A 17,593-nucleotide genomic window follows, 5' to 3' on the forward strand; every position below is an offset into this window, starting at 1 on the left:
CCCAGGCTGCCGGTACTGACGGGACGGCTCCTCTCGGCGCTGGGGGTGCTGCTCGTCATCGGGCTGCTGCCCTGGCTGACCGGCACCGACCCGGCGCGCACGATCCTGCACGCCCGCTACGCCGACCGCGAGGCCTCGCCCGCTGCACTGGCGGCCATCCGGCAGGAGACCGGGCTGGACGCGGGGCCGCTGCGGCTGCTCGCCGACTGGGCCCGGGGCCTGCTGCGCGGCGACTTCGGCACCTCGTGGGTCTCCGGCCGGCCGGTCGGCCCCGATGTGCTCTCCGCGCTCGGCGTCTCCCTCACCCTGATGGGCGTCTCGCTCGTCGTCGCCGTCCTGCTCGCGGTGGCCCTCAGCCTGCGCACCCTGCGTACGGGGGCGCGCGGACCGGGGCGCAGGACGCCGCGCGCACGCGCCGGGGCGCTCGGCGCGGTACTCGCCGCGCTGCCGGAATTCCTGCTGGCCGCCGTCCTCGCGACGATCTTCGCGGTACGCCTCGGCTGGTTCCCCCCGCTGGGCTGGGGCGGCGACCAGGCGGTCGCCGCCGCCGTGCTGCCCGCTCTCGCCATGGGCATCCCCGCGGGCGCCCTGCTGGGGCGGCTGCTGGACGACGCGCTGCCGGGCGCCTTCGCCGAGGAGTGGGTGCGCACCGCCGTCGCCTGCGGACTGCCGCCCGCGCGGATCGCCGGATACGCGCTGCGGCGCGTACTGCCGCCGCTGCTGCCGCAGTTCGGCTTCGTCGTCATCGGCCTCACCGGCGGCGCCGTCGCCGTGGAGACCCTCTTCTCCATTCCCGGCCTCGGCGGCACCGCCCTGTCGGCCGCGCTCGCACAGGACCTGCCCGTGCTCCAGGCCTGCGTCCTGCTGCTGCTCACACTGGGACTGTCCGTGGGCGTCGCCGTGGGCGCCGCACGGCGTTCCCTGATCGGCCCCGCACTCGACGCGGCCGCGCTGCCGGCGCTGCGCCGGCCCCGACTGCCGCCCGGGCGCGCCCTGATCGGCTCGGCCTGCGCCCTGTCGGCGCTGCTGGTGGCGGTCGTGGCGTACGGGATGACGCGCGACCCGCTGCATGTCGACGCCGCCGCCCGGCTGGCCGCGCCGAGCGCCGCGCACCCGCTGGGCACCGACGCGCTCGGCCGCGACGTCCTCGCCCGGCTCGGCCACGGCGCGGCACGTACGGCCCTCACCTCGCTGGCGGTCGCGGCCGTCACCCTCGTCGTCGGCGTCGCCCTGGGCGTGCTGACCCGCTGGACCGAGGGCCTGCGCGAGGTCGTCAACGCCCTGCCGCCGGTCATCGCCGGGCTGGTCGTCGCGGGGATCGCCGGGCCCGGCGCCTTCGGGGCGGCCGCCGCCGTCGCCGTCGTCGCCTGGGCCCCACTGGCGGCGCACACCGCCGCGCTCTACGAGCAGGAGCGCGCCGCCACCCATGTCGAGGGCGCCGTCGCGCTGGGCGCCGGACGCGGGCATCTGCTGCGCCGGCACATCCTGCCCGGCGTACTGCCCCCGGTCCTGCGCCACGCCGTGCTGCGTATCCCCGCGCTGGCCCTCGCCCTGGCCTCCCTCGGCTTCCTCGGGCTGGGCGCCGCACCGCCCGCGCCCGAGTGGGGCCGCATGCTCTCGGAGAACATGCCCTACGCCGAGCGCGCCCCCTGGGCCGTCCTCGCCCCCGCCGCGGGCCTGGCCGCCGTCGGCGTACTGGCCGTGACGACCGCGGCCCTCGCCCCCGCGACCCGCCGGGGACGCGGAACCCGCCGGGGACCCGGAACCCGCCGGGGACCCGGAACCCGCCGCGGACCCGCCCGCACCGGGAACGGCCTCCGCACCGGGAACGGCCTGCGCGCCGGGGGCCGACCCCGCGCCGGGAGCCGCGATGAGGCGTGACCGGGTGGCCCGGCGCGGCGGCGGACGGCTGCGCCCGCCCCTCGGCCCACCCTCCGACATACGGGCACTGCCGCCGTTCGTGCGGCTGCTGGCGGCGACACAGCTCGCGTTCAACGTGGGTTTCTTCGCCGTACTGCCCTATCTGGCCGCGCATCTGGGCGGCACCCTCAAGATGGGCGGCTGGCTGGTCGGACTGGTGCTGGGGCTGCGGACCTTCAGCCAGCAGGGGCTGTTCGTCGTCGGGGGAGCGCTCACCGACCGGTGGGGGCCGCGCCCGCTCGTACTGGCCGGGTGCCTGCTGCGCATCGCCGGGTTCGTCTGGCTCGGGTACGCGCAGCAGACGGGCTCCGTCATCGCCGCCGTGCTGTGCGTGGGCTTCGCGGCGGCACTGTTCTCGCCCGCCGTCGAGTCGGAGACGGCCCGCCAGGCCGTCCGCCACGAGCAGGCCACCGGGCACCCCCGCGCCCGTACCCTCGCGGTCTTCTCCGCCGCCGGCCAGGTGGGGGCCTTCCTCGGCCCGCTGCTGGGCTCCCTGCTCCTGCTCGCCGACTTCCGTACCGCCTGTCTGGCGGGCGCGGCCGTCTTCGTCGCCGTCCTGGCGGGGCACTGGCGCTGGATGCCGCGCGAGCGGCCGGAGGTGGTACGGCGCGGGCCGGACGAGCGGGGCGGCGCCGTGTGCGAGACCGCCCGCAACGGTCCCTTCCTGCTGCTGTGCCTCGCCTACGGCGGCTATCTGCTCGCCTACAACCAGCTCTATCTGGCGCTGCCCGAAGAGGTGGTGAGGGCCACCGGTTCGCAGGCGGCGCTCGGCTGGCTGTTCGCGCTCTCCTCGCTGCTGGTCGTCTGCGCGCAGCTGCCCGTCACCCGGGCGGCCGGGGCGCGGATGGGGCACCGCACCGCACTCTGCGCCGGGCTGGGGGTGGTGGCGGCCGGTTTCCTCCTGGTGGCGGCGTTCGCGCCGGTCGCCCCGACGGGCGTGGTCGGCCTGGTACCGGCCGCCGGTTACGTCCTGGCCCTCACCCTCGGCCAGATGCTGACCGTGCCGGCAGCCCGCGCCCTGGTGACCGAACTGGTGCCCGAGCGACGGCTCGGCTTCAGCATGGGCGCCCTCTCCTCCCTCGCGGGCGCCGTCGTGCTGGGAGGCAGCGCCGCGACGGGAGCCCTGCTCGGTACGGGGGCGGCACCCGCCGCCGTCTGGTCGGTGCTGGCCTGCGTGCCGCTGCTGGGCGCCGCGGCGGGCCGCGCGATACGGGTACGAAGCGGCACGGACACCACGCGGCCGGGTGTCTGACGGTCCGGGCGCCGAGCGGTCGCGGAACAGGCGGCCGGGTGCCGGACGGCCGGGTGCGAAACCGTCCGGTCCGGCGGTGCGGAACGCATGGCGCGGCCGGTGCGTGGGATACCGTCCGGGGCAGGCGAGACCCGACGCACGGCGCCGGGACGAGACGAGAGGAGCCGCTTCCGTGGCAGACCAGGTGCTCTCCGACGAACTCAAGAAGGTCCTCGACGGCAAGGTCTTCATCGCCGTCGCCACCATCCAGCCCGACGGCAGCCCGCAGGTGTCGCCGGTGTGGGTGAAGCGCGACGGCGAGGACGTGCTGTTCTCCACCACCGTCGACCGCCGCAAGACGAAGAACCTCAGGCGCGATCCCCGGGTGACCGTACTGGTGCAGCCGGCCGAGGAGCCGTACACCTACGCCGAACTGCGCGGCACCGCCTCCCTCAGCAGCGAGGGCGCCCAGGAGCTGATCGACGAGCTGTCGCGCAAGTACACCGGAAAGAGCTACGCCGAGTTCAACCCCGCCTCGGACCAGGACGCCGAGCGCGTCGTCGTCCGCGTCACCGTCGACAAGGTCACCGGCCGACTCTGAACGGCCCCGCTCCGTCGGCCGCGAGCGGCCCCGGCCCCCGGCCCCGCACCCGTCCCGGCCCCGCTCTGTCGGCCAGGGCACGGCGGGGCCCGGTGGACTACTACCCTTGACCTCGTGACTCTTCGCCTGTACGACACCAGCGCCCGGCAGATCCGCGATTTCAGCCCGCTCGAACCCGGCTGCGTCTCGATCTACCTGTGCGGTGCCACCGTGCAGGCGGCCCCGCACATCGGGCACATCCGCTCCGGGCTGAACTTCGACATCATGCGCCGCTGGTTCCTCTACCGCGGCTACGACGTGACGTTCATCCGCAACGTCACCGACATCGACGACAAGATCATCACCAAGTCCGGCGAGCAGGGCCGCCCCTGGTGGGCGATCGGCTACGAGAACGAGCGCGCCTTCAACGCCGCCTACGAGGCGCTCGGTTGCCTGCCGCCCACCTACGAGCCGCGCGCCACCGGCCACATCCCCGAGATGGTCGAGATGATGCGGGTGCTGATCGACCGCGGGCACGCCTACGCCGCCGACGGCAACGTCTACTTCGACGTCCGCTCCTACGGCGACTACCTCGCCCTGTCCAACCAGGAGCTCGACAACCTCCTCCAGCCCGCCGGCGAGGGCGAGACCGGCAAGCGGGACCCGCGCGACTTCGCCATGTGGAAGGCCGCCAAGCCCGGTGAGCCCGCCTGGGAGACCCCCTTCGGGCCCGGCCGCCCCGGCTGGCACCTGGAGTGCTCCGCGATGGCGCACAAGTACCTCGGCCGCGTCTTCGACATCCACGGCGGCGGCGTCGACCTCGTCTTCCCGCACCACGAGAACGAGATCGCCCAGTCCCGCGCCTTCGGCGACGACTTCGCCCGCTACTGGGCCCACAACGCCTGGGTCACCATGAGCGGCGAGAAGATGAGCAAATCGCTGGGCAACTCGGTGCTGGTCAGCGAGATGGTCAAGCAGTGGCGCCCGCTCGTGCTGCGCTACTACCTGGGCGGCCCGCACTACCGCTCCACCATCGAGTACAGCCCCGCCTCGCTGCGTGAGGCCGAGTCCGCCTTCGGCCGCATCGAGGGCTTCCTGCAGCGCGCCGTCGAACAGGCGGGCCAGGTGGCCCCTGCGGAACGGGTGCCCGACGCGTTCGCCGAGGCCATGGACGACGACTTCGCGGTGCCGCAGGCACTGGCCGTCGTCCATACGACGGTGCGCCAGGGCAACGCCGCGCTGGGGGACGGCGACGACACCGCTGTGGCGACGGCTCTCGCCGAGGTCCGCGCCATGCTCGGGGTGCTGGGGATGGACCCCCTGGACGCCACCTGGTCCGGCGGCGCCCCGGCCGGCGGCGCCGACCTGCACTCCGTCGTGGACTCGCTGGTCGGACTGGTGCTGGAGCAGCGGCAGGCCGCCCGGGCGCGCAAGGACTACGCGACGGCGGACGCCATCCGCGACGAGCTCAAGCGCGCGGGCCTGACGATCGAGGACACCCCCACCGGCCCCCGCTGGGAGCTCGGCGCCGAGTGACGCGAGCGCCCCTGCCCGCCGGTGGGCTGTCCCCTCCGGACGGGCAGGGACCCGGTACCGGTACCGGTACCGTTGTAAAGCCGTACGTACATCCGACCGCTCCGACGAACGACAGGCCGAAGGCCGAAGCCGAACGACAGGCCGGAGCCAGGCCGCAGAAAGCAAGGTAGGTGCCCAGATGCCCGGTAAGAAGAAGGGGCCGCAGGTCGGCAGCGGCGGCAACCGCCGCCGCGGCCTGGCGGGCAAGGGCCCGACGCCGCCCGCCGAGATGCGCAAGGGCCACGCCAAGCAGCGTGCCGCCCAGGCCAAGGCGCGCCGCGCCCAGACCCGCCCGCAGCGCGGCAAGGGCACCTCGGAGCTGGTCGTGGGCCGCAACTCCGTCGTCGAAGCCCTCCGCGAGGGGGTGCCCGCCAACGCCCTCTACGTCCAGCAGTTCATCGACAACGACGAGCGCGTCCGCGAGGCGGTCCGCGTCGCGGGTGAGCGCGGCGGCATCCGGCTGGTCGAGGCCCCCAGGCCCGAGCTGGACCGGATGACCAACGGCCTCAACCACCAGGGCGTCGTCCTCCAGGTCCCGCCGTACGAGTACGCGCACCCCGAGGACCTGGCCAACGCCGCCTTCGACGACGGCGAGGACCCGCTCATCGTCGCACTGGACGGGGTGACCGACCCGCGGAACCTGGGCGCTGTCGTGCGTTCCGTCTCCGCGTTCGGCGGGCACGGTGTGGTCGTACCGGAGCGGCGGGCGGCCGGCATGACGGCCGGCGCGTGGAAGACGTCCGCCGGTACGGCGGCGCGCACGCCGGTGGCGCGCGCCACCAACCTCACCCGTGCGCTGGAGGGGTACCAGAAGGCGGGACTGACGGTGATCGGGCTCGCCGCCGACGGCGAGGTGGAGCTCGGCGATGTCGCCGCGCTCGACGGTCCGCTCGTGGTGGTCGTCGGCAGCGAGGGCAAGGGCCTGTCGCGGCTGGTCGGCGAGACCTGTGACCTGAGGGTACGGATCCCGATGCCGGGCGGCGCCGAGTCGCTGAACGCGGGCGTCGCCGCGGGCGTCGTCCTCTACGAGGCGGCGCGGCGACGCGCGTGAGACGGGGCTGAACCGCGGCCCGCGGCGGCGCCCGGGACGCGGCCGGTTCCGCTCCGGTTGATCACTTGACGGGCCTCGGACAGATCGGCGGCTCCGTGGCAGTGTCCTAACCGTCCGTCACTCGGTTAGATGAGTGTGGACACCAGAACACCCCGCGCACCCGGCGCTTCGGGCCGCGGCTCCGGGCACGGCCCAGCGGGAAGCCCACGCGGTTTCTTCGACGACGAACCGGTGCTGAGCACGGTCAAGGTCCCGTCCGACCCCGCCGAGGTGGTCGTCAACCACGCGAGTTTCCGAGTGCGGCTCGGCGCGGCGTCCGCCGCCTCGGCCACGCCGCCCACCGCGGCCGGGCCGACCCCGCCGCCCGCCGCCTCCTCGCCCACGGGCGCGTACGCCGCCCTCTCGCCGGCCACCGCCGCCGCACCGCCCGCGCCCACCTGGCCGGGAACGCGGGCCGGCTCCGCAGCGGGGACCGCCGCCGAACTCGGGGCCTCCGCGAGCCCCGCGCCCGCCGGGACGTCCGCATCCGCGGGGACGTCCGCATCCGCCGGTACCTTGACGCCCGCCGGGCGCGAGGCGGCGGCGTTCGAGGACACCGAGCCCCTTCCTGTCGCGGCCGGCGGCAGCGAGTCGGCGGCGACCCGCCGCACCGGCTCCGCCCGGACCGGGCGCCGCACCCCCGTGGTGTGGAGCGGCGGCCGCGAGCCGGACGACACGGGCGCCACGAAGCTGATCCAGGCCGCCCGCACCGCAGGTCTCGTCGGCTTCGAAAGCGGTACCGCCACCGCCGAGTCCGACCCCTCCGCCACCCAGACCCTGCCCCGCGTCAAGGGCCCCGGCGGCCCCGGTCGCGCCGGGACCGGGGCCGGGGCCGGTGCCTCCGGGAGCGGCCCCGCCACCGTGGTCGGCCCGCCCCGCGGCCCGCAGCCGTCCGAGAGCGGCCGGCCGGTGCCGCCGCGGCCCGAACCCCCGCGCCCGGAACCGCTGTTGAAGGGCGTACGCCCGGCGCGCGGCGCGTTCGACGAGGACACCGGTGAACTCGAAGCGCTCGAGCAGGACACCGGAGAGCTGGCGACGGTCGCCTACCGCGGCCACGACCCCTACCGGCCGGGCGACGGCCACCCCGACCACGACGGCCACCTCGACCACGACGGCCACCACTACCACTCCCGCCACCAGGACCCGGAGGACTACGAGGGGTACGGGGGCTACGCCCAGCACGGGGCCGACGACGGCGCGGTGGACTCCGAGAGCCGGCGCCGCCGCGAGACCGTACGGCACGCGTACTACCCGGGGCGCCGGATGAACCTCGGCGTCGTCCTGCTCCCGCTGCGGCTCTTCCTGGGCTTCATCACCGTCTACGCCGGCATGGGCAAGCTGTGCGACCCCGTCTACTTCGACGGCGGCGAACGCGGCTCCATGGTCACCTGGCTGCGTTCCCTGGACCCGTGGACGATCGCCTCCCCACTGCGGGACTTCGCCCTCGCGCACCCGGTGGGGGCCGGCCTGACGGTGGCCTTCCTCCAGGTGATCGTCGGCGTGCTGACCATGTTCGGGCTGTGGCAGCGGGTCGCGGCGGGCATCGGCGCCCTGCTGTCGGCGGCACTGCTGATGACGGTCAGCTGGAGCAGCGTCCCCGCCTACGAGGCGCCGGACATCATCTACCTCGCCGCCTGGAGCCCACTGATCATCGCGGGCGCCCCCGTCTACTCCGTCGACGGACGGCTGGCCGGCGAGGCCTGGCGCAAACTCGGCCCCCGTGTCGAACTACGGGACCTGCGCCGCCGCGTACTGCGCCGGGGAACCGTCATCGCCACGGTCGTCGTCGGCCTCGCCCTGCTCATCGGATCGCTGCTGGGCAGCGCCGTCCGCTCCTCCCAGCCGACCACGGCCCCCGAGCGCGGCAAGACGCCCACCAACCGGCTGCCGGGCTCCCCGATGCCGCAGTCACCGGGACAGTCCTCGTCCGGCCAGGAGACCCAGGGCCCGGCCGGTTCCGAAGGACGGCGCGGCGACGCGGACCGGCGCGGCAAGGACGGCCGCCCCTCCGCGAACGAGACCGAGCCGGGCGAGGGCCGGGCCACCAGCGGCCCCGAGTCCACCCCCAGCCAGGGCCGGACGCAGGGCGCCGACCAGGGCGGCCCGCAGGGCGCCACGACGCCGGGCCGGCAGCAGGGCACCACGGCGCCCCCGGCCCAGCAGCAGCCCGAGCAGCAGCCGCAGGCCACCACCGGCGGCAGCACCGGCTCCCGCTCGGGCCTCTCCCACGACTCCGACACCACGGGCGGTTCGTCCGGCTCCGGCGGCGGCACGTCCTCGTCGGGCGGTGGCAGCGGTGGACGCGGCGCGCTGGGCGGCCTGTTGGGACGCTGAACCGCACCGCACCCACCGGACGCGGCTGAACCGCGGACAAGTGCCTTCGGCTCCCCAGGAAGGGGAGCCGAAGGCACTTTTACGGGCCTGTATGGAGGGCTTCAGCGGGGGTTGCCGTCCGCGAGTTCCTTGGCTGCTTCGCGGAGATCCTTGGCGGTGTCGATGGCCCGCCAGTACGACCCCTGGGGAAGTGGGAAGCCGGCGAGGGCGCGCTCCCGGGCGAGACGCGGGAACGTGGTGCGCTCGTGGTCCCCGCGCTCGGGCAGCAGCCCGGCGAACCGCGGGGAGAAGACATAGACACCCGCGTTGATCAGATACGGGGAGGGCGGCGCCTCGATGAAGTCGAGGACATGGCCGAACTCGTCGGTCTCCACGGCGCCCCAGGGGATACGCGGACGGGCCAGCGCCAGCGTGGCGGTGGCGTCCCGTTCGCCGTGGAAGGCGGCCATCTCGCGCAACGAGAAGCGGGTCCAGATGTCGCCGTTCGTGGCGTACCACGGCTCGTCCGCGCGCGGCAGGGAGCGCGCCGCGAACTTGAGTCCGCCGCCGCGCCCCAACGGCTCGCGCTCGATCACCGTCGTGACGCGGCAGGGGAGTTCGGCCTTGGCGAGCCACTCGTCGAGCACTTCGGCGAGATGGCCGCAGGAGACGACGACATCGGTGACGCCCTCGGCCGCGAGCCAGGCCAGCTGGTGACCGATGATCGGTACGCCGGTACCCGGGATCTCCACCATCGGCTTGGGACGGTCGTCGGTGTACGGCCGCAGCCGTGATCCCTGTCCACCGGCAAGGATCACGGCCTGGGTCGGGTGCTGGGTCATGTGCCGCAGCCTATGCGTGCGGGGCGCACGCCGGGGGTCGTGCCCCGGATTCCAGCTGTCTTCGCGCCGTACGCACGGACTCCGGCGGCCCGCCCCGAAGCCTCGGGCGCCCGCGATGTCCGGCTCGGGCTGCTGCCTTCAGCTCAGTTGCGCGACTCCGGACGCGAAGGACGTGTCGCAGACGGGCCGCGAGAAGCGCTGGGCGCGCTGGGCACCGTACTTGTGGACGGCTGCCTTGCCGAGCGCCCGCGCGATCGAGACGCAGTGGCGGGCCAGGGACGGCTTGCGGGTGATCGCGCGCTGCAGACTGGTCAGCGCCACCCCCGGGTCCTGCTCCTGGAGTTCGGCGATGAGCCGGTCACGGAGCACGTCCTTCGGGGCGCGGTGCGTCGCCGGCCCGGCAGGCGTCGAGGCGTCGGGCGCCGACGCCTTGTGCGCCGAGGAGGCGAGAACCGGCGAGTCCGCGGGCGCTGGCGCCCACGGGACATGCGTGACGGCGAGAGTCCCGGACAGGACGAGTACGACCGGGAGTACAAGGGCGAGGGATCGGCCGATACGGCGGGCTGCGTGGTTCACGACCGCGATGGTAGCGAGCGGTAGTGATTTGGCGACATTTGGTCACCACATCGAGGGACGCGGAAAGTGGGTTGTTCGAGCGATACCGCACGGAAGAGGGAACGGAACGGTGACGCGGCGTCCGGCGTGCGGTGTTCGGCATGCGGCGTGCGGCATCCCCGTACGGCGAAGGGCCGTGACGGGGATGCCGTCACGGCCCTTGTCGCTCACTGCACCCCCTGGGTGCCGCCCGGGTCAGTCGCTGAGGCGCTCGCCGGAGGAGGTGGAGAAGACATGGCTCTCGCCGCCCTGCGGCACCACGTGGATGGTGCTGCCCTTCTCCGGGACGCTGCGGCCCGGAACGCGGACCACCAGGTCGCGCTTCTCGCCGCCGACCTCGGCGGTGCCGTAGACGTAGCCGTCGGCGCCCAACTCCTCCACGACGTTCACCGTGACCGGGACGCCGGCCTTCTCGTCCTTGGACAGCGCCTTGCCGTTGCCGTCCCCGTTGACGATGTCGAAGTGCTCGGGGCGGACGCCGACCGTGACCGTCTTGTCACCCTTGTCCACGGCGGCGGTCAGGGCCTCCCGCTCGACCGGCACCACGCTGTTGCCGAACTTCACGCCACCGTCGGTGATCGGGACCTCGATCAGGTTCATGGCCGGGGAGCCGATGAAGCCCGCGACGAACAGGTTGGCCGGGCGGTCGTACATCTTGCGGGGGCTGTCGACCTGCTGGAGCAGCCCGTCCTTGAGCACGGCCACCCGGTCGCCCATCGTCAGGGCCTCGACCTGGTCGTGGGTGACGTACACGGTGGTGATGCCGAGCCGACGCTGCAGGCTGGCGATCTCGGTACGGGTCTGGACGCGGAGCTTGGCGTCCAGGTTGGACAGCGGCTCGTCCATCAGGAAGACCTGCGGCTCCCGGACGATGGCCCGCCCCATCGCGACCCGCTGCCGCTGACCACCGGAGAGCGCCTTGGGCTTGCGGTCCAGATACTTGGTCAGGTCGAGGATCTTCGCCGCGTCCTCGACCTTCTTGCGGATCTCGGTCTTCGGCACACCCGCGATCTTCAGGGCGAAGCCCATGTTGTCGGCCACGGTCATGTGCGGATACAGCGCGTAGTTCTGGAAGACCATCGCGATGTCCCGGTCCTTCGGCGGAAGGTGGGTCACATCCCGGTCACCGATGCGTATGTTGCCCTCGTTCACGTCCTCCAGCCCCGCGAGCATCCGCAGCGAGGTGGACTTACCGCAACCGGAGGGACCGACGAGAACGAGGAATTCCCCGTCCGCGATCTCGATGTCGAGCTTGTCGACGGCGGGGCTGTCGGCGCCCGGGTACACCCGGGTCGCCTGGTCGTAGGTGACCGTGGCCATGTTCTCTTCTCCTTCACCGGCAGGTACGTGCCGGACGATCCGTCGTAAAGGGAGGTGGTCCACCGCGTGAACCTGGCGAGACGCTAGCCCCTCCCCGCCCGTTTGTCAGTAGCCCCAGACATCACGATCCAGCTCCCAGGTACACTGCACGAGCGACGACACCCCGCCGCCTTAGCTCAGCTGGTTAGAGCATCTGTCTTGTAAACAGAAGGTCGTCGGTTCGAATCCGACAGGCGGCTCCGCAGGTCAGAGGCCCCGCATCATGATCGATGCGGGGCCTCTTTCGTGCCGTACAGCAGCGAAGTACAGCAACCGGGGTGATCGTTACGGGCCGCTACGAGTCCTCGTCGGACTCCTCGGCGTCGTCCGGTGAGCTCTGGCCGAAGCCGCGGGAGAGCCGTTGTAGTGCTTCGCGGATCTCCTCGTCACTGGCCTCCGAGTACACGTCGAAGGTCATCGTGAACTTGGAGTGCCGCAAGATCCGCTGCGCCACCTTGGGGTGCACCTTCATCGCGACGAGCAGCGAACCGGTGGTGTGCCGAGTGTTCCGGAGCGGGATCGCGCGGACGCCGGCCTGGCGGATGCGGACGGCGAAGGCCCGGGTGAGGTTGCCGGGCTCGATCGGCGTCCCGTAGCGAGTGGTGAAGATCAGCCCATGCACGTCCTGCCAGAGCTCTCCGGCCGCTTTTCGGTCCTCCTGTTGCTGCTGGCGGCGCTGGCGAAGCGCTGCGAGGCAGAGTTCCGGCAGGGGGAGGAAGTCCTCCGAGTCCTCCGTCTTCGTCTCGCGGTGCAGGACCTCACGGCCCGCGCGTTGGAGTTGGTGATCGATGTACAGCTCTCCGGCGTCGAAGTCGATGGACTCCCACGTGAGGCCGAGGATCTCACCGCGCCGGAGCCCGAGAGTGAGCGCCAGGACCCACGCGGCGTACAGCGGGTCGTCCGAGGTGACGGCGTGCTCCAGGAAGCCGCTGGCTTCCCCGACGGACCACGCCTTGACCTTCCGGCGCCGGGGCTTCGGGACACGTACGAGCTTGGCGACGTTGCGCGGGATCTCCTCTTCGACCACGGCCTGACTCAGAGCCGCGCGGAGGGTGTCCCGGGCGATCTGGACGACCCGCCCGCTCGGGTACTGCTCGCAGCACTCGCCGATGGCGCAGCAGCGTTGCCGCTCGGGACGGCGATTGGCGTCCTTGCGCTGGGCGCAGCACTGGCAGGTGTCGGCGAGCTTCGTCAGCCACTCGCGCACGTCGCGAACCGTCAGCTTGTCGAGCCGCTTGGAGCCGAGGCGGGGCACGATGTAGAGGCGAGCGGCACCCTCGTACGCGACGTACGACAGGGGCGCCAGGTTGGGCTTCACGACCGAGGTCAGCCAGTAGTCGAGGAAGGTGGCCACGGTGCGGTGCTGGGTGGCCACCGGGCCCTTCTTGGCCTCGTTGTGGAGCTTCAGCCACTTCTCGTGGACCTCCGGGCGGGTCTTGCCGTAGACGTACTTGCGCTTGCGCTTGCCGTCCGGGGTGGTGACCCAGACGTACGCGGCGAAGCCACCGTTGCGGTACGGGTAGATGGAGCCTTCGCCGTTGCCCCGCTTGCCGCTCATGCGGACCACCCCAAGACGTCGGTGCCGGCCTCGGCTTCCTCGGCGCAGCGGTTCACGTAGTCGTCCACCCAGGCCGGGAGAATGCGACGGTTACGGCCGACCTTGACCGAACGGATCTCACCGGTCAGGACGAGCATCTTGGTCTTGGAAAGGCCGAAGCCGAGCATGGCGGCGACTTCAGCCGTGGTGTGCCACTTGGGCGTGATGGTGGTCGTGGTCGCCGTCATCGGGCGCTGTCTCCTTCCAGGGTGTGGGTTGTTGGAGCGTCGGCAAGGGAAGCGGATAGCCACTGCTCGGTGGAGGTGAGGCCGGTTCCGGCGTAGGTCCAGTGGGCGAGGACGAGCGTCGTTTGCTCGCTGTCCACCGGCTGTGGAACCTCTCCATGTGCGATGGCGGCTTGGAGGCGGCGCCATTCGGCGCGGGCGGTGCGGAGGGCTCCGAGGGTGGTGGAGTAGCGGCGGGTCTTGGTGGAGAAGTGGCCCCGGAAGCCGAGCATGTGAGCCCAGGCCCGCAGGCGGAGGTGGGCGAGGTCCTTGCGTGCGCCGAGGGCCCAGGCGGTGCGGATGAGGCGTTCCGCATGCGGGGGCAGGTTGAGGGCGGCCAGCTCGGCGACGAACCGCAGGCGGCGATCCAGGGTGCCCGTCGCTGTCTCGGCGCCCTTGGTGGCGTACTTGGCGATGTAGGCCGCCACCGCGCGGTCGGTCAACGCCTCGCCGCCGTCAAGGTCGGGCCCGTGGATGGTGCGGATGTCGAGCTGGCGACCGAACGCGAACGTGTGGGTACGGCCGTCGAGGACCGGACCGGGCACGACCGCGCGGGATGCGGCGGCGCGGATTGCGTCGGTCAGCAGCTCGGCAGACGCCCAGTGCGGGGGACGGGATTCGCCGCCTGCCGGGCCGTCGAGGCGGATGACGGCGTGAAAGTGGACGGCCCCACGCTTCTGATACTCGGCCACCTTCGCGAAGGACACCCGGGCCCGCTCCGGGAGCTCTCGCTGCGTCAGGCCCGCGCGGCGTGCGATCTCGCGACGCAGGTGGATGGTAAAGCGACGCCAGAGCATGCCCGCGTGGGCGTTCCAGAGCACCGCGGATTCGTAGTCGTACCGGTCGGGGTTGAGCGGTGTGCCCAGTGCCGGGTCCTCGGCAGTGTGGCGACGGCCGCAGCGGCACGGGCGGGGACGGCCCTGCGTGGTGGGCCGGTTGTGGACCGGGCCGAAGCTCGGCGCGGTGAACGTCGCAAAGACGCGCGGGTGCGTGGTGACATCTTCCGGGGTTCCTTTGCCGCCGCGTAGTCCGGCGGTGATGAGGTGGAAGGTGTCGCGGCGGTAGGTCTCGGCGCAGGCCGCACAGCGGGTGATGCGGCGGTTGCCGCACCGGACCAGGAGGTCACCGGCGGGCAGTTCGGCAGAGTCGAGACGGCGCAAGGCCGGACCGATCTCGCCGGTGGTGGTGTCTACCTGGTGTTCGGTGCGGTGGCCGGCCAGGCGGATGGGATTGGTGCAGCCGCCCAGGCCGGAGAGCTGGCGGAGGATACCAGGCAGGGTGCCGGATGCGGCGAGGTTTCCCAGCTCTGCGAGCGGGGGCGGGGTGGGGCGGGTGATGATGGCTGTACTCCTTCTCAGGCTTTTGGGTCGGGAAGGTGGTGGGCTTCCGGGGCGGCGGATGCTTGGCGGTATCGAGGCCGCCCCGGGAGCCGTTCAGCGGTTGCGGCGCTGGGCGTTGAGCAGCGAGCGCATGACGACGGCGGCCACGGCTACAGAGATGGCCGAGACGGCGACAGCCGTCAGCAGGGCCGTAAGCACGACGCCGCCCACCAGGACGAGGCCGACAGCGCCCGTGCTGACGGAAGGCAGCGACCGACGCGGGGCCGGGGCAGCGTGCTGGCAGGAGCAGGCCGGTTCGTGTGCGTGTGTCGTTGTGGCCGGGAGGTTTGGGGCCGGGGGAAGTTGCGGGCGGAGGAGCATGGTGGGTCTCCGTTCAGTCGTGGTTGCCGTTGACGGTCTCGACCCCGTTGCGGGTGCCGTTGTCGATGGCGGGGGCGAGGAAGGTGTCGGCGAGGTAGAAGCCGAAGAGGGCGATCACGACCACGAGCCAGACGCGGACGCCGAGGAACTTCACAGCGCCCCAGACCAGCAGGCCCAGGACCACCACCAGGGGCAGCTCTACGTTCACGGGGTGGGTCTCCTTATGGGCGGTCAGCGGGCGGGGCAGCGGTGGGTGCGGGCGGCCAGCTCGGCGGCGGCGCGCGAGTCGTAGTCGGCGGAGAAGCCGCAACGGGGTGCGGTGCAGGCGGCGGTGTGCTTCTCACGTCCCCGGCCGTCGTTGGCGGTGCCGACCTGCACGGGGCCGATGCGAGTCACGGAACGGAAGCGGCGGTTGAGCGGCATGACGAGTCCTCCAGTGCGGGTCAGGTGAGTTGGGCGGCGATCTGGTCAGCGAGAGGGGCGGGGACGCCGAGACGGGCGCGGAGGGTGGCGGCATCGATCGGGGAGCCGGTACGCGTTTGGTGGGCGTCGGCGATCTTGCGGGCGTGGTCGACCAGCGCGGCCGGTACCGGCGTTGTCGGCGCGGGCGGATCTGCCGGAGCCGGAGCCGGAGGCGGGGCCGATGGCTCGGCGGCGGGTGCGGGCGCTGGGTCACGTACGGCGCCCGGCGCATGCGCTGCCTCGTCTGCGGCGTCCGACGATGGTGTCGGCACGCTGTGCGCGAGGAGGGTTCCGCCGAGGAAGGCCAGCGCGGGCCATCCGGCGACGAGGATGCGCAGCCAGTCGGGCACATCGCCCAGGTCGAGAAGTCCGGCAGTGGCAATGTTGGCGCCCAGGGATGCCGCGAGGGCGACGAGGAACCAGCACCAGCCCGCCGCCCGGTCACGACCCGAGCGCAGCCGCCGCCAGGCCGCGACCAACAGCAGATCGACCGAGACCGGATAGGCCCACGCCTTCCAGCCGTCTTGTCCGGCTGCCGAGGCCAGGTCGTGCAGGTGCGCGAAGGACAGCGCGGCAGCGATGACCGCCTGCACGAGCACGGCATCGACGCGGGCGAGTCGGGCGCGCATTGGGGGCACCTCCTTTCGGTTTTCGGCATGCGAGGGGTAGGGAGTTGGCGCGAGGCGGACGCGCCGGCCGAATTGGAGAGTGGCGGGGTCAGGCGGTAGCGGGCCGGGTCTTGGTCAGCGAGGTAGACCGGACGGCGGGAACAGCAGGCCGGAACGGCTGGAGGGCAGGCAGGTCGGGCACCAGATCGGCGGCGCGCTCACAACGGGCGGCAGCATCAGCCAGGGACAGGTACGGAGTGCGGATGCGAGACCAGCCGCCGGACGTGTCACCGACGACAGCCAGCCCAGGCCGCTCAGGGGCGATGGTGCAGGCGGCGCCGACCGCTTCGGGGGCGATGTCGCCCAGCGCCATCTTGGCCGAGGGTTCATCGTTCACCCGGTGGCAGACCCGTCCGGAGAGCTGGGCCCGGAGCATGGTTGCGCCCTTGCCCAGCTCAGCGCCGAAGCGCTGCCCGCACACCTCCAGGTAGATCCCGGCGGCGCGGCCGAGCTGGGCGAGGCGGATGAGCTGGGTGACCATCTCATCCCGCCGTTCCTCGTCCTTGCGGGAGGCGACGAGGAACAGTTCGGCCACCTCATCCACGAACAGCACCACCGGCACCGGGCGTTCGCTCTCCGGCAGTCCCCACACATCCGAGGTGATCTCTTCATCCGGAGTCGAGGGGGCGATGCCCTGCCGGGCCCGTATCAGGTCGTAGCGGTCCTCCATTTCCTTGACCAGTGCAGGCAGCAGCTCAGCAGCCTGATCAGGGTCAGTGGCCAGCGCGGAGAGGCGAGGGGCGAACGGCGCCAGCTCAACCCCCCGCTTGCAGTCGATACCGGCCAGCGCGACCGGCTGCCCGGCGAGCCCGGTGATCAGGTGCCGCAGGTACATGGACTTGCCCGACAGCGTCGCCCCGAGCACCAGCTCATGCGGGATGGCGAGGAAGTCGCGTAGGAACGCGGTTGCGTCCTCCCGCAGCGCCACCGGCACCCGCAGGAACCCGCCGCCTGCCTTACGCGGCATGTGTACCTGCCGCAACACGTCGAAGCCGACGAGCCGCAGTTCGACCACACCAGGCTTCACCGGCTCGACGTACACAGCGTGCACACCCCACGCATGCCGCAGCCGCTCAGCAGACGCCGCCACATCGGCAGGTTCCTGCCCCGGAGCCAGCCGAAGCCGCAGGCGAAGACCCGTCGAGGTCGGCCGCAGCATCCCCCGCCGAGGAGGCACCGGCCGCACCTCCCGCCGCATCGTGGCCCGCACGGCCAGCGCCCGCAGGCGGGAAGGCTCCACCGTCAGCCCGCACGAGTCCATGACCGACCCGTAGGAGCCCACCAGGCGTAGAGCCGAGGCAGGCATGCCCACCGTGGACCAGTACGCGGCCGGGTGCCGAGCCCGGAGGTAGGCAGCACCGCCACCCAGTGCGGCAACCGGGCCGCCCACCTCCATCAGCGTCATCAGCTCAGACAC

Annotated in this window: 17 protein-coding genes and 1 tRNA gene; 7 read left to right on the plus strand and 11 right to left on the minus strand. The window is 72.7% G+C overall.

Annotated elements, in window-relative coordinates; all coding sequences use genetic code 11:
• Positions 1-6 precede the first annotated feature (6 nt).
• From JW613_RS31890 to JW613_RS31915, 6 genes are all read left to right on the plus strand, one after another.
• Positions 7-1,881 (plus strand): ABC transporter permease subunit, encoded by a 1,875-nt coding sequence (locus JW613_RS31890; protein ID WP_209214374.1) that lies wholly within the window; start codon positions 7-9, stop codon positions 1,879-1,881.
• Positions 1,871-3,172, plus strand: coding sequence for an MDR family MFS transporter (locus JW613_RS31895; protein ID WP_209214342.1), 1,302 nt, complete (start codon positions 1,871-1,873; stop codon positions 3,170-3,172). The genes JW613_RS31890 and JW613_RS31895 overlap by 11 nt, the downstream gene beginning before the upstream one ends.
• Positions 3,173-3,344: 172 nt before the next feature.
• The gene (locus tag JW613_RS31900) at positions 3,345-3,752 is read left to right on the plus strand and encodes a PPOX class F420-dependent oxidoreductase (RefSeq protein WP_099882314.1); all 408 of its coding nucleotides are present in this window, start codon (positions 3,345-3,347) and stop codon (positions 3,750-3,752) included.
• A 114-nt stretch (positions 3,753-3,866) separates the two neighbouring features.
• Positions 3,867-5,267: a cysteine--tRNA ligase gene (gene cysS / locus JW613_RS31905; protein ID WP_209214343.1), complete on the plus strand. Its 1,401-nt coding sequence runs from the start codon at positions 3,867-3,869 to the stop codon at positions 5,265-5,267.
• Positions 5,268-5,445: 178 nt separating this feature from the next.
• Positions 5,446-6,357, plus strand: a complete 912-nt coding sequence (gene rlmB, locus JW613_RS31910; protein WP_099882310.1) for a 23S rRNA (guanosine(2251)-2'-O)-methyltransferase RlmB — start codon at positions 5,446-5,448, stop codon at positions 6,355-6,357.
• A gap of 231 nt (positions 6,358-6,588) precedes the next feature.
• Complete coding sequence (locus JW613_RS31915; RefSeq protein ID WP_443742849.1) at positions 6,589-8,730, plus strand: DoxX family membrane protein; 2,142 nt, start codon at positions 6,589-6,591, stop codon at positions 8,728-8,730.
• Between the two features lie 101 nt (positions 8,731-8,831).
• On the opposite strand, the gene JW613_RS31920 is transcribed toward JW613_RS31915, so the two are convergent.
• The 3 genes from JW613_RS31920 to JW613_RS31930 all read right to left on the minus strand — a co-directional run bounded on the left by JW613_RS31920 (position 8,832) and on the right by JW613_RS31930 (position 11,486).
• Positions 8,832-9,551, minus strand: coding sequence for a nucleotidyltransferase family protein (locus tag JW613_RS31920; RefSeq protein ID WP_209214345.1), 720 nt, complete (start codon positions 9,549-9,551; stop codon positions 8,832-8,834).
• A gap of 138 nt (positions 9,552-9,689) precedes the next feature.
• Complete coding sequence (locus JW613_RS31925) at positions 9,690-10,127, minus strand: hypothetical protein (protein ID WP_099882304.1); 438 nt, start codon at positions 10,125-10,127, stop codon at positions 9,690-9,692.
• A 234-nt stretch (positions 10,128-10,361) separates the two neighbouring features.
• Positions 10,362-11,486 carry an ABC transporter ATP-binding protein gene (locus tag JW613_RS31930; RefSeq protein ID WP_209214346.1) on the minus strand — a complete coding sequence of 375 codons (1,125 nt, stop codon included), beginning with the start codon at positions 11,484-11,486 and terminating at the stop codon, positions 10,362-10,364.
• A gap of 165 nt (positions 11,487-11,651) precedes the next feature.
• Here JW613_RS31930 and JW613_RS31935 point away from each other — a divergent pair.
• Positions 11,652-11,725: transfer RNA gene (locus JW613_RS31935), tRNA-Thr, on the plus strand.
• Between the two features lie 95 nt (positions 11,726-11,820).
• On the opposite strand, the gene JW613_RS31940 is transcribed toward JW613_RS31935, so the two are convergent.
• The 8 genes from JW613_RS31940 to JW613_RS31975 all read right to left on the minus strand — a co-directional run bounded on the left by JW613_RS31940 (position 11,821) and on the right by JW613_RS31975 (position 17,593).
• Positions 11,821-13,083, minus strand: a complete 1,263-nt coding sequence (locus tag JW613_RS31940) for a tyrosine-type recombinase/integrase (RefSeq protein WP_245226621.1) — start codon at positions 13,081-13,083, stop codon at positions 11,821-11,823.
• Positions 13,080-13,310 (minus strand): excisionase family DNA-binding protein, encoded by a 231-nt coding sequence (locus JW613_RS31945; RefSeq protein ID WP_209214348.1) that lies wholly within the window; start codon positions 13,308-13,310, stop codon positions 13,080-13,082. Before JW613_RS31945 ends, JW613_RS31940 begins: the two co-directional genes overlap by 4 nt.
• Positions 13,307-14,683 (minus strand): replication initiator, encoded by a 1,377-nt coding sequence (locus tag JW613_RS31950; RefSeq protein ID WP_209214375.1) that lies wholly within the window; start codon positions 14,681-14,683, stop codon positions 13,307-13,309. The genes JW613_RS31945 and JW613_RS31950 overlap by 4 nt, the downstream gene beginning before the upstream one ends.
• Before the next feature lie 96 nt (positions 14,684-14,779).
• The gene (locus tag JW613_RS31955; protein ID WP_209214349.1) at positions 14,780-15,046 is read right to left on the minus strand and encodes a SpdD protein; all 267 of its coding nucleotides are present in this window, start codon (positions 15,044-15,046) and stop codon (positions 14,780-14,782) included.
• A 13-nt stretch (positions 15,047-15,059) separates the two neighbouring features.
• A complete protein-coding gene (locus JW613_RS31960; RefSeq protein ID WP_209214350.1) occupies positions 15,060-15,254 on the minus strand; it encodes a hypothetical protein in 195 nt (64 codons plus the stop codon).
• A 23-nt stretch (positions 15,255-15,277) separates the two neighbouring features.
• A complete protein-coding gene (locus JW613_RS31965; RefSeq protein ID WP_209214351.1) occupies positions 15,278-15,469 on the minus strand; it encodes a mobile element transfer protein in 192 nt (63 codons plus the stop codon).
• A gap of 20 nt (positions 15,470-15,489) precedes the next feature.
• On the minus strand, positions 15,490-16,137 hold the full coding sequence (locus JW613_RS31970) for a DUF2637 domain-containing protein (protein WP_209214352.1): 648 nt from the start codon (positions 16,135-16,137) through the stop codon (positions 15,490-15,492).
• An 88-nt stretch (positions 16,138-16,225) separates the two neighbouring features.
• Positions 16,226-17,593 carry an FtsK/SpoIIIE domain-containing protein gene (locus tag JW613_RS31975; RefSeq protein ID WP_209214353.1) on the minus strand — a complete coding sequence of 456 codons (1,368 nt, stop codon included), beginning with the start codon at positions 17,591-17,593 and terminating at the stop codon, positions 16,226-16,228.

This window comes from Streptomyces smyrnaeus, assembly GCF_017676345.1.
GTDB lineage: Bacteria > Actinomycetota > Actinomycetes > Streptomycetales > Streptomycetaceae > Streptomyces > Streptomyces smyrnaeus.

Excerpts from the sequence above, each read along its gene's own strand:
- rlmB (WP_099882310.1), top strand. The coding sequence starts at position 5,446 with ATGCCCGGTAAGAAGAAGGGGCCGCAGGTCGGCAGCGGCGGCAACCGC.
- JW613_RS31955 (WP_209214349.1), bottom strand. The coding sequence starts at position 15,046 with ATGCTCCTCCGCCCGCAACTTCCCCCGGCCCCAAACCTCCCGGCCACA.
- JW613_RS31940 (WP_245226621.1), bottom strand. The coding sequence starts at position 13,083 with ATGAGCGGCAAGCGGGGCAACGGCGAAGGCTCCATCTACCCGTACCGC.
- JW613_RS31920 (WP_209214345.1), bottom strand. The coding sequence starts at position 9,551 with ATGACCCAGCACCCGACCCAGGCCGTGATCCTTGCCGGTGGACAGGGA.
- JW613_RS31965 (WP_209214351.1), bottom strand. The coding sequence starts at position 15,469 with ATGCCGCTCAACCGCCGCTTCCGTTCCGTGACTCGCATCGGCCCCGTG.
- JW613_RS31970 (WP_209214352.1), bottom strand. The coding sequence starts at position 16,137 with ATGCGCGCCCGACTCGCCCGCGTCGATGCCGTGCTCGTGCAGGCGGTC.
- JW613_RS31895 (WP_209214342.1), top strand. The coding sequence starts at position 1,871 with ATGAGGCGTGACCGGGTGGCCCGGCGCGGCGGCGGACGGCTGCGCCCG.
- JW613_RS31930 (WP_209214346.1), bottom strand. The coding sequence starts at position 11,486 with ATGGCCACGGTCACCTACGACCAGGCGACCCGGGTGTACCCGGGCGCC.
- JW613_RS31945 (WP_209214348.1), bottom strand. The coding sequence starts at position 13,310 with ATGACGGCGACCACGACCACCATCACGCCCAAGTGGCACACCACGGCT.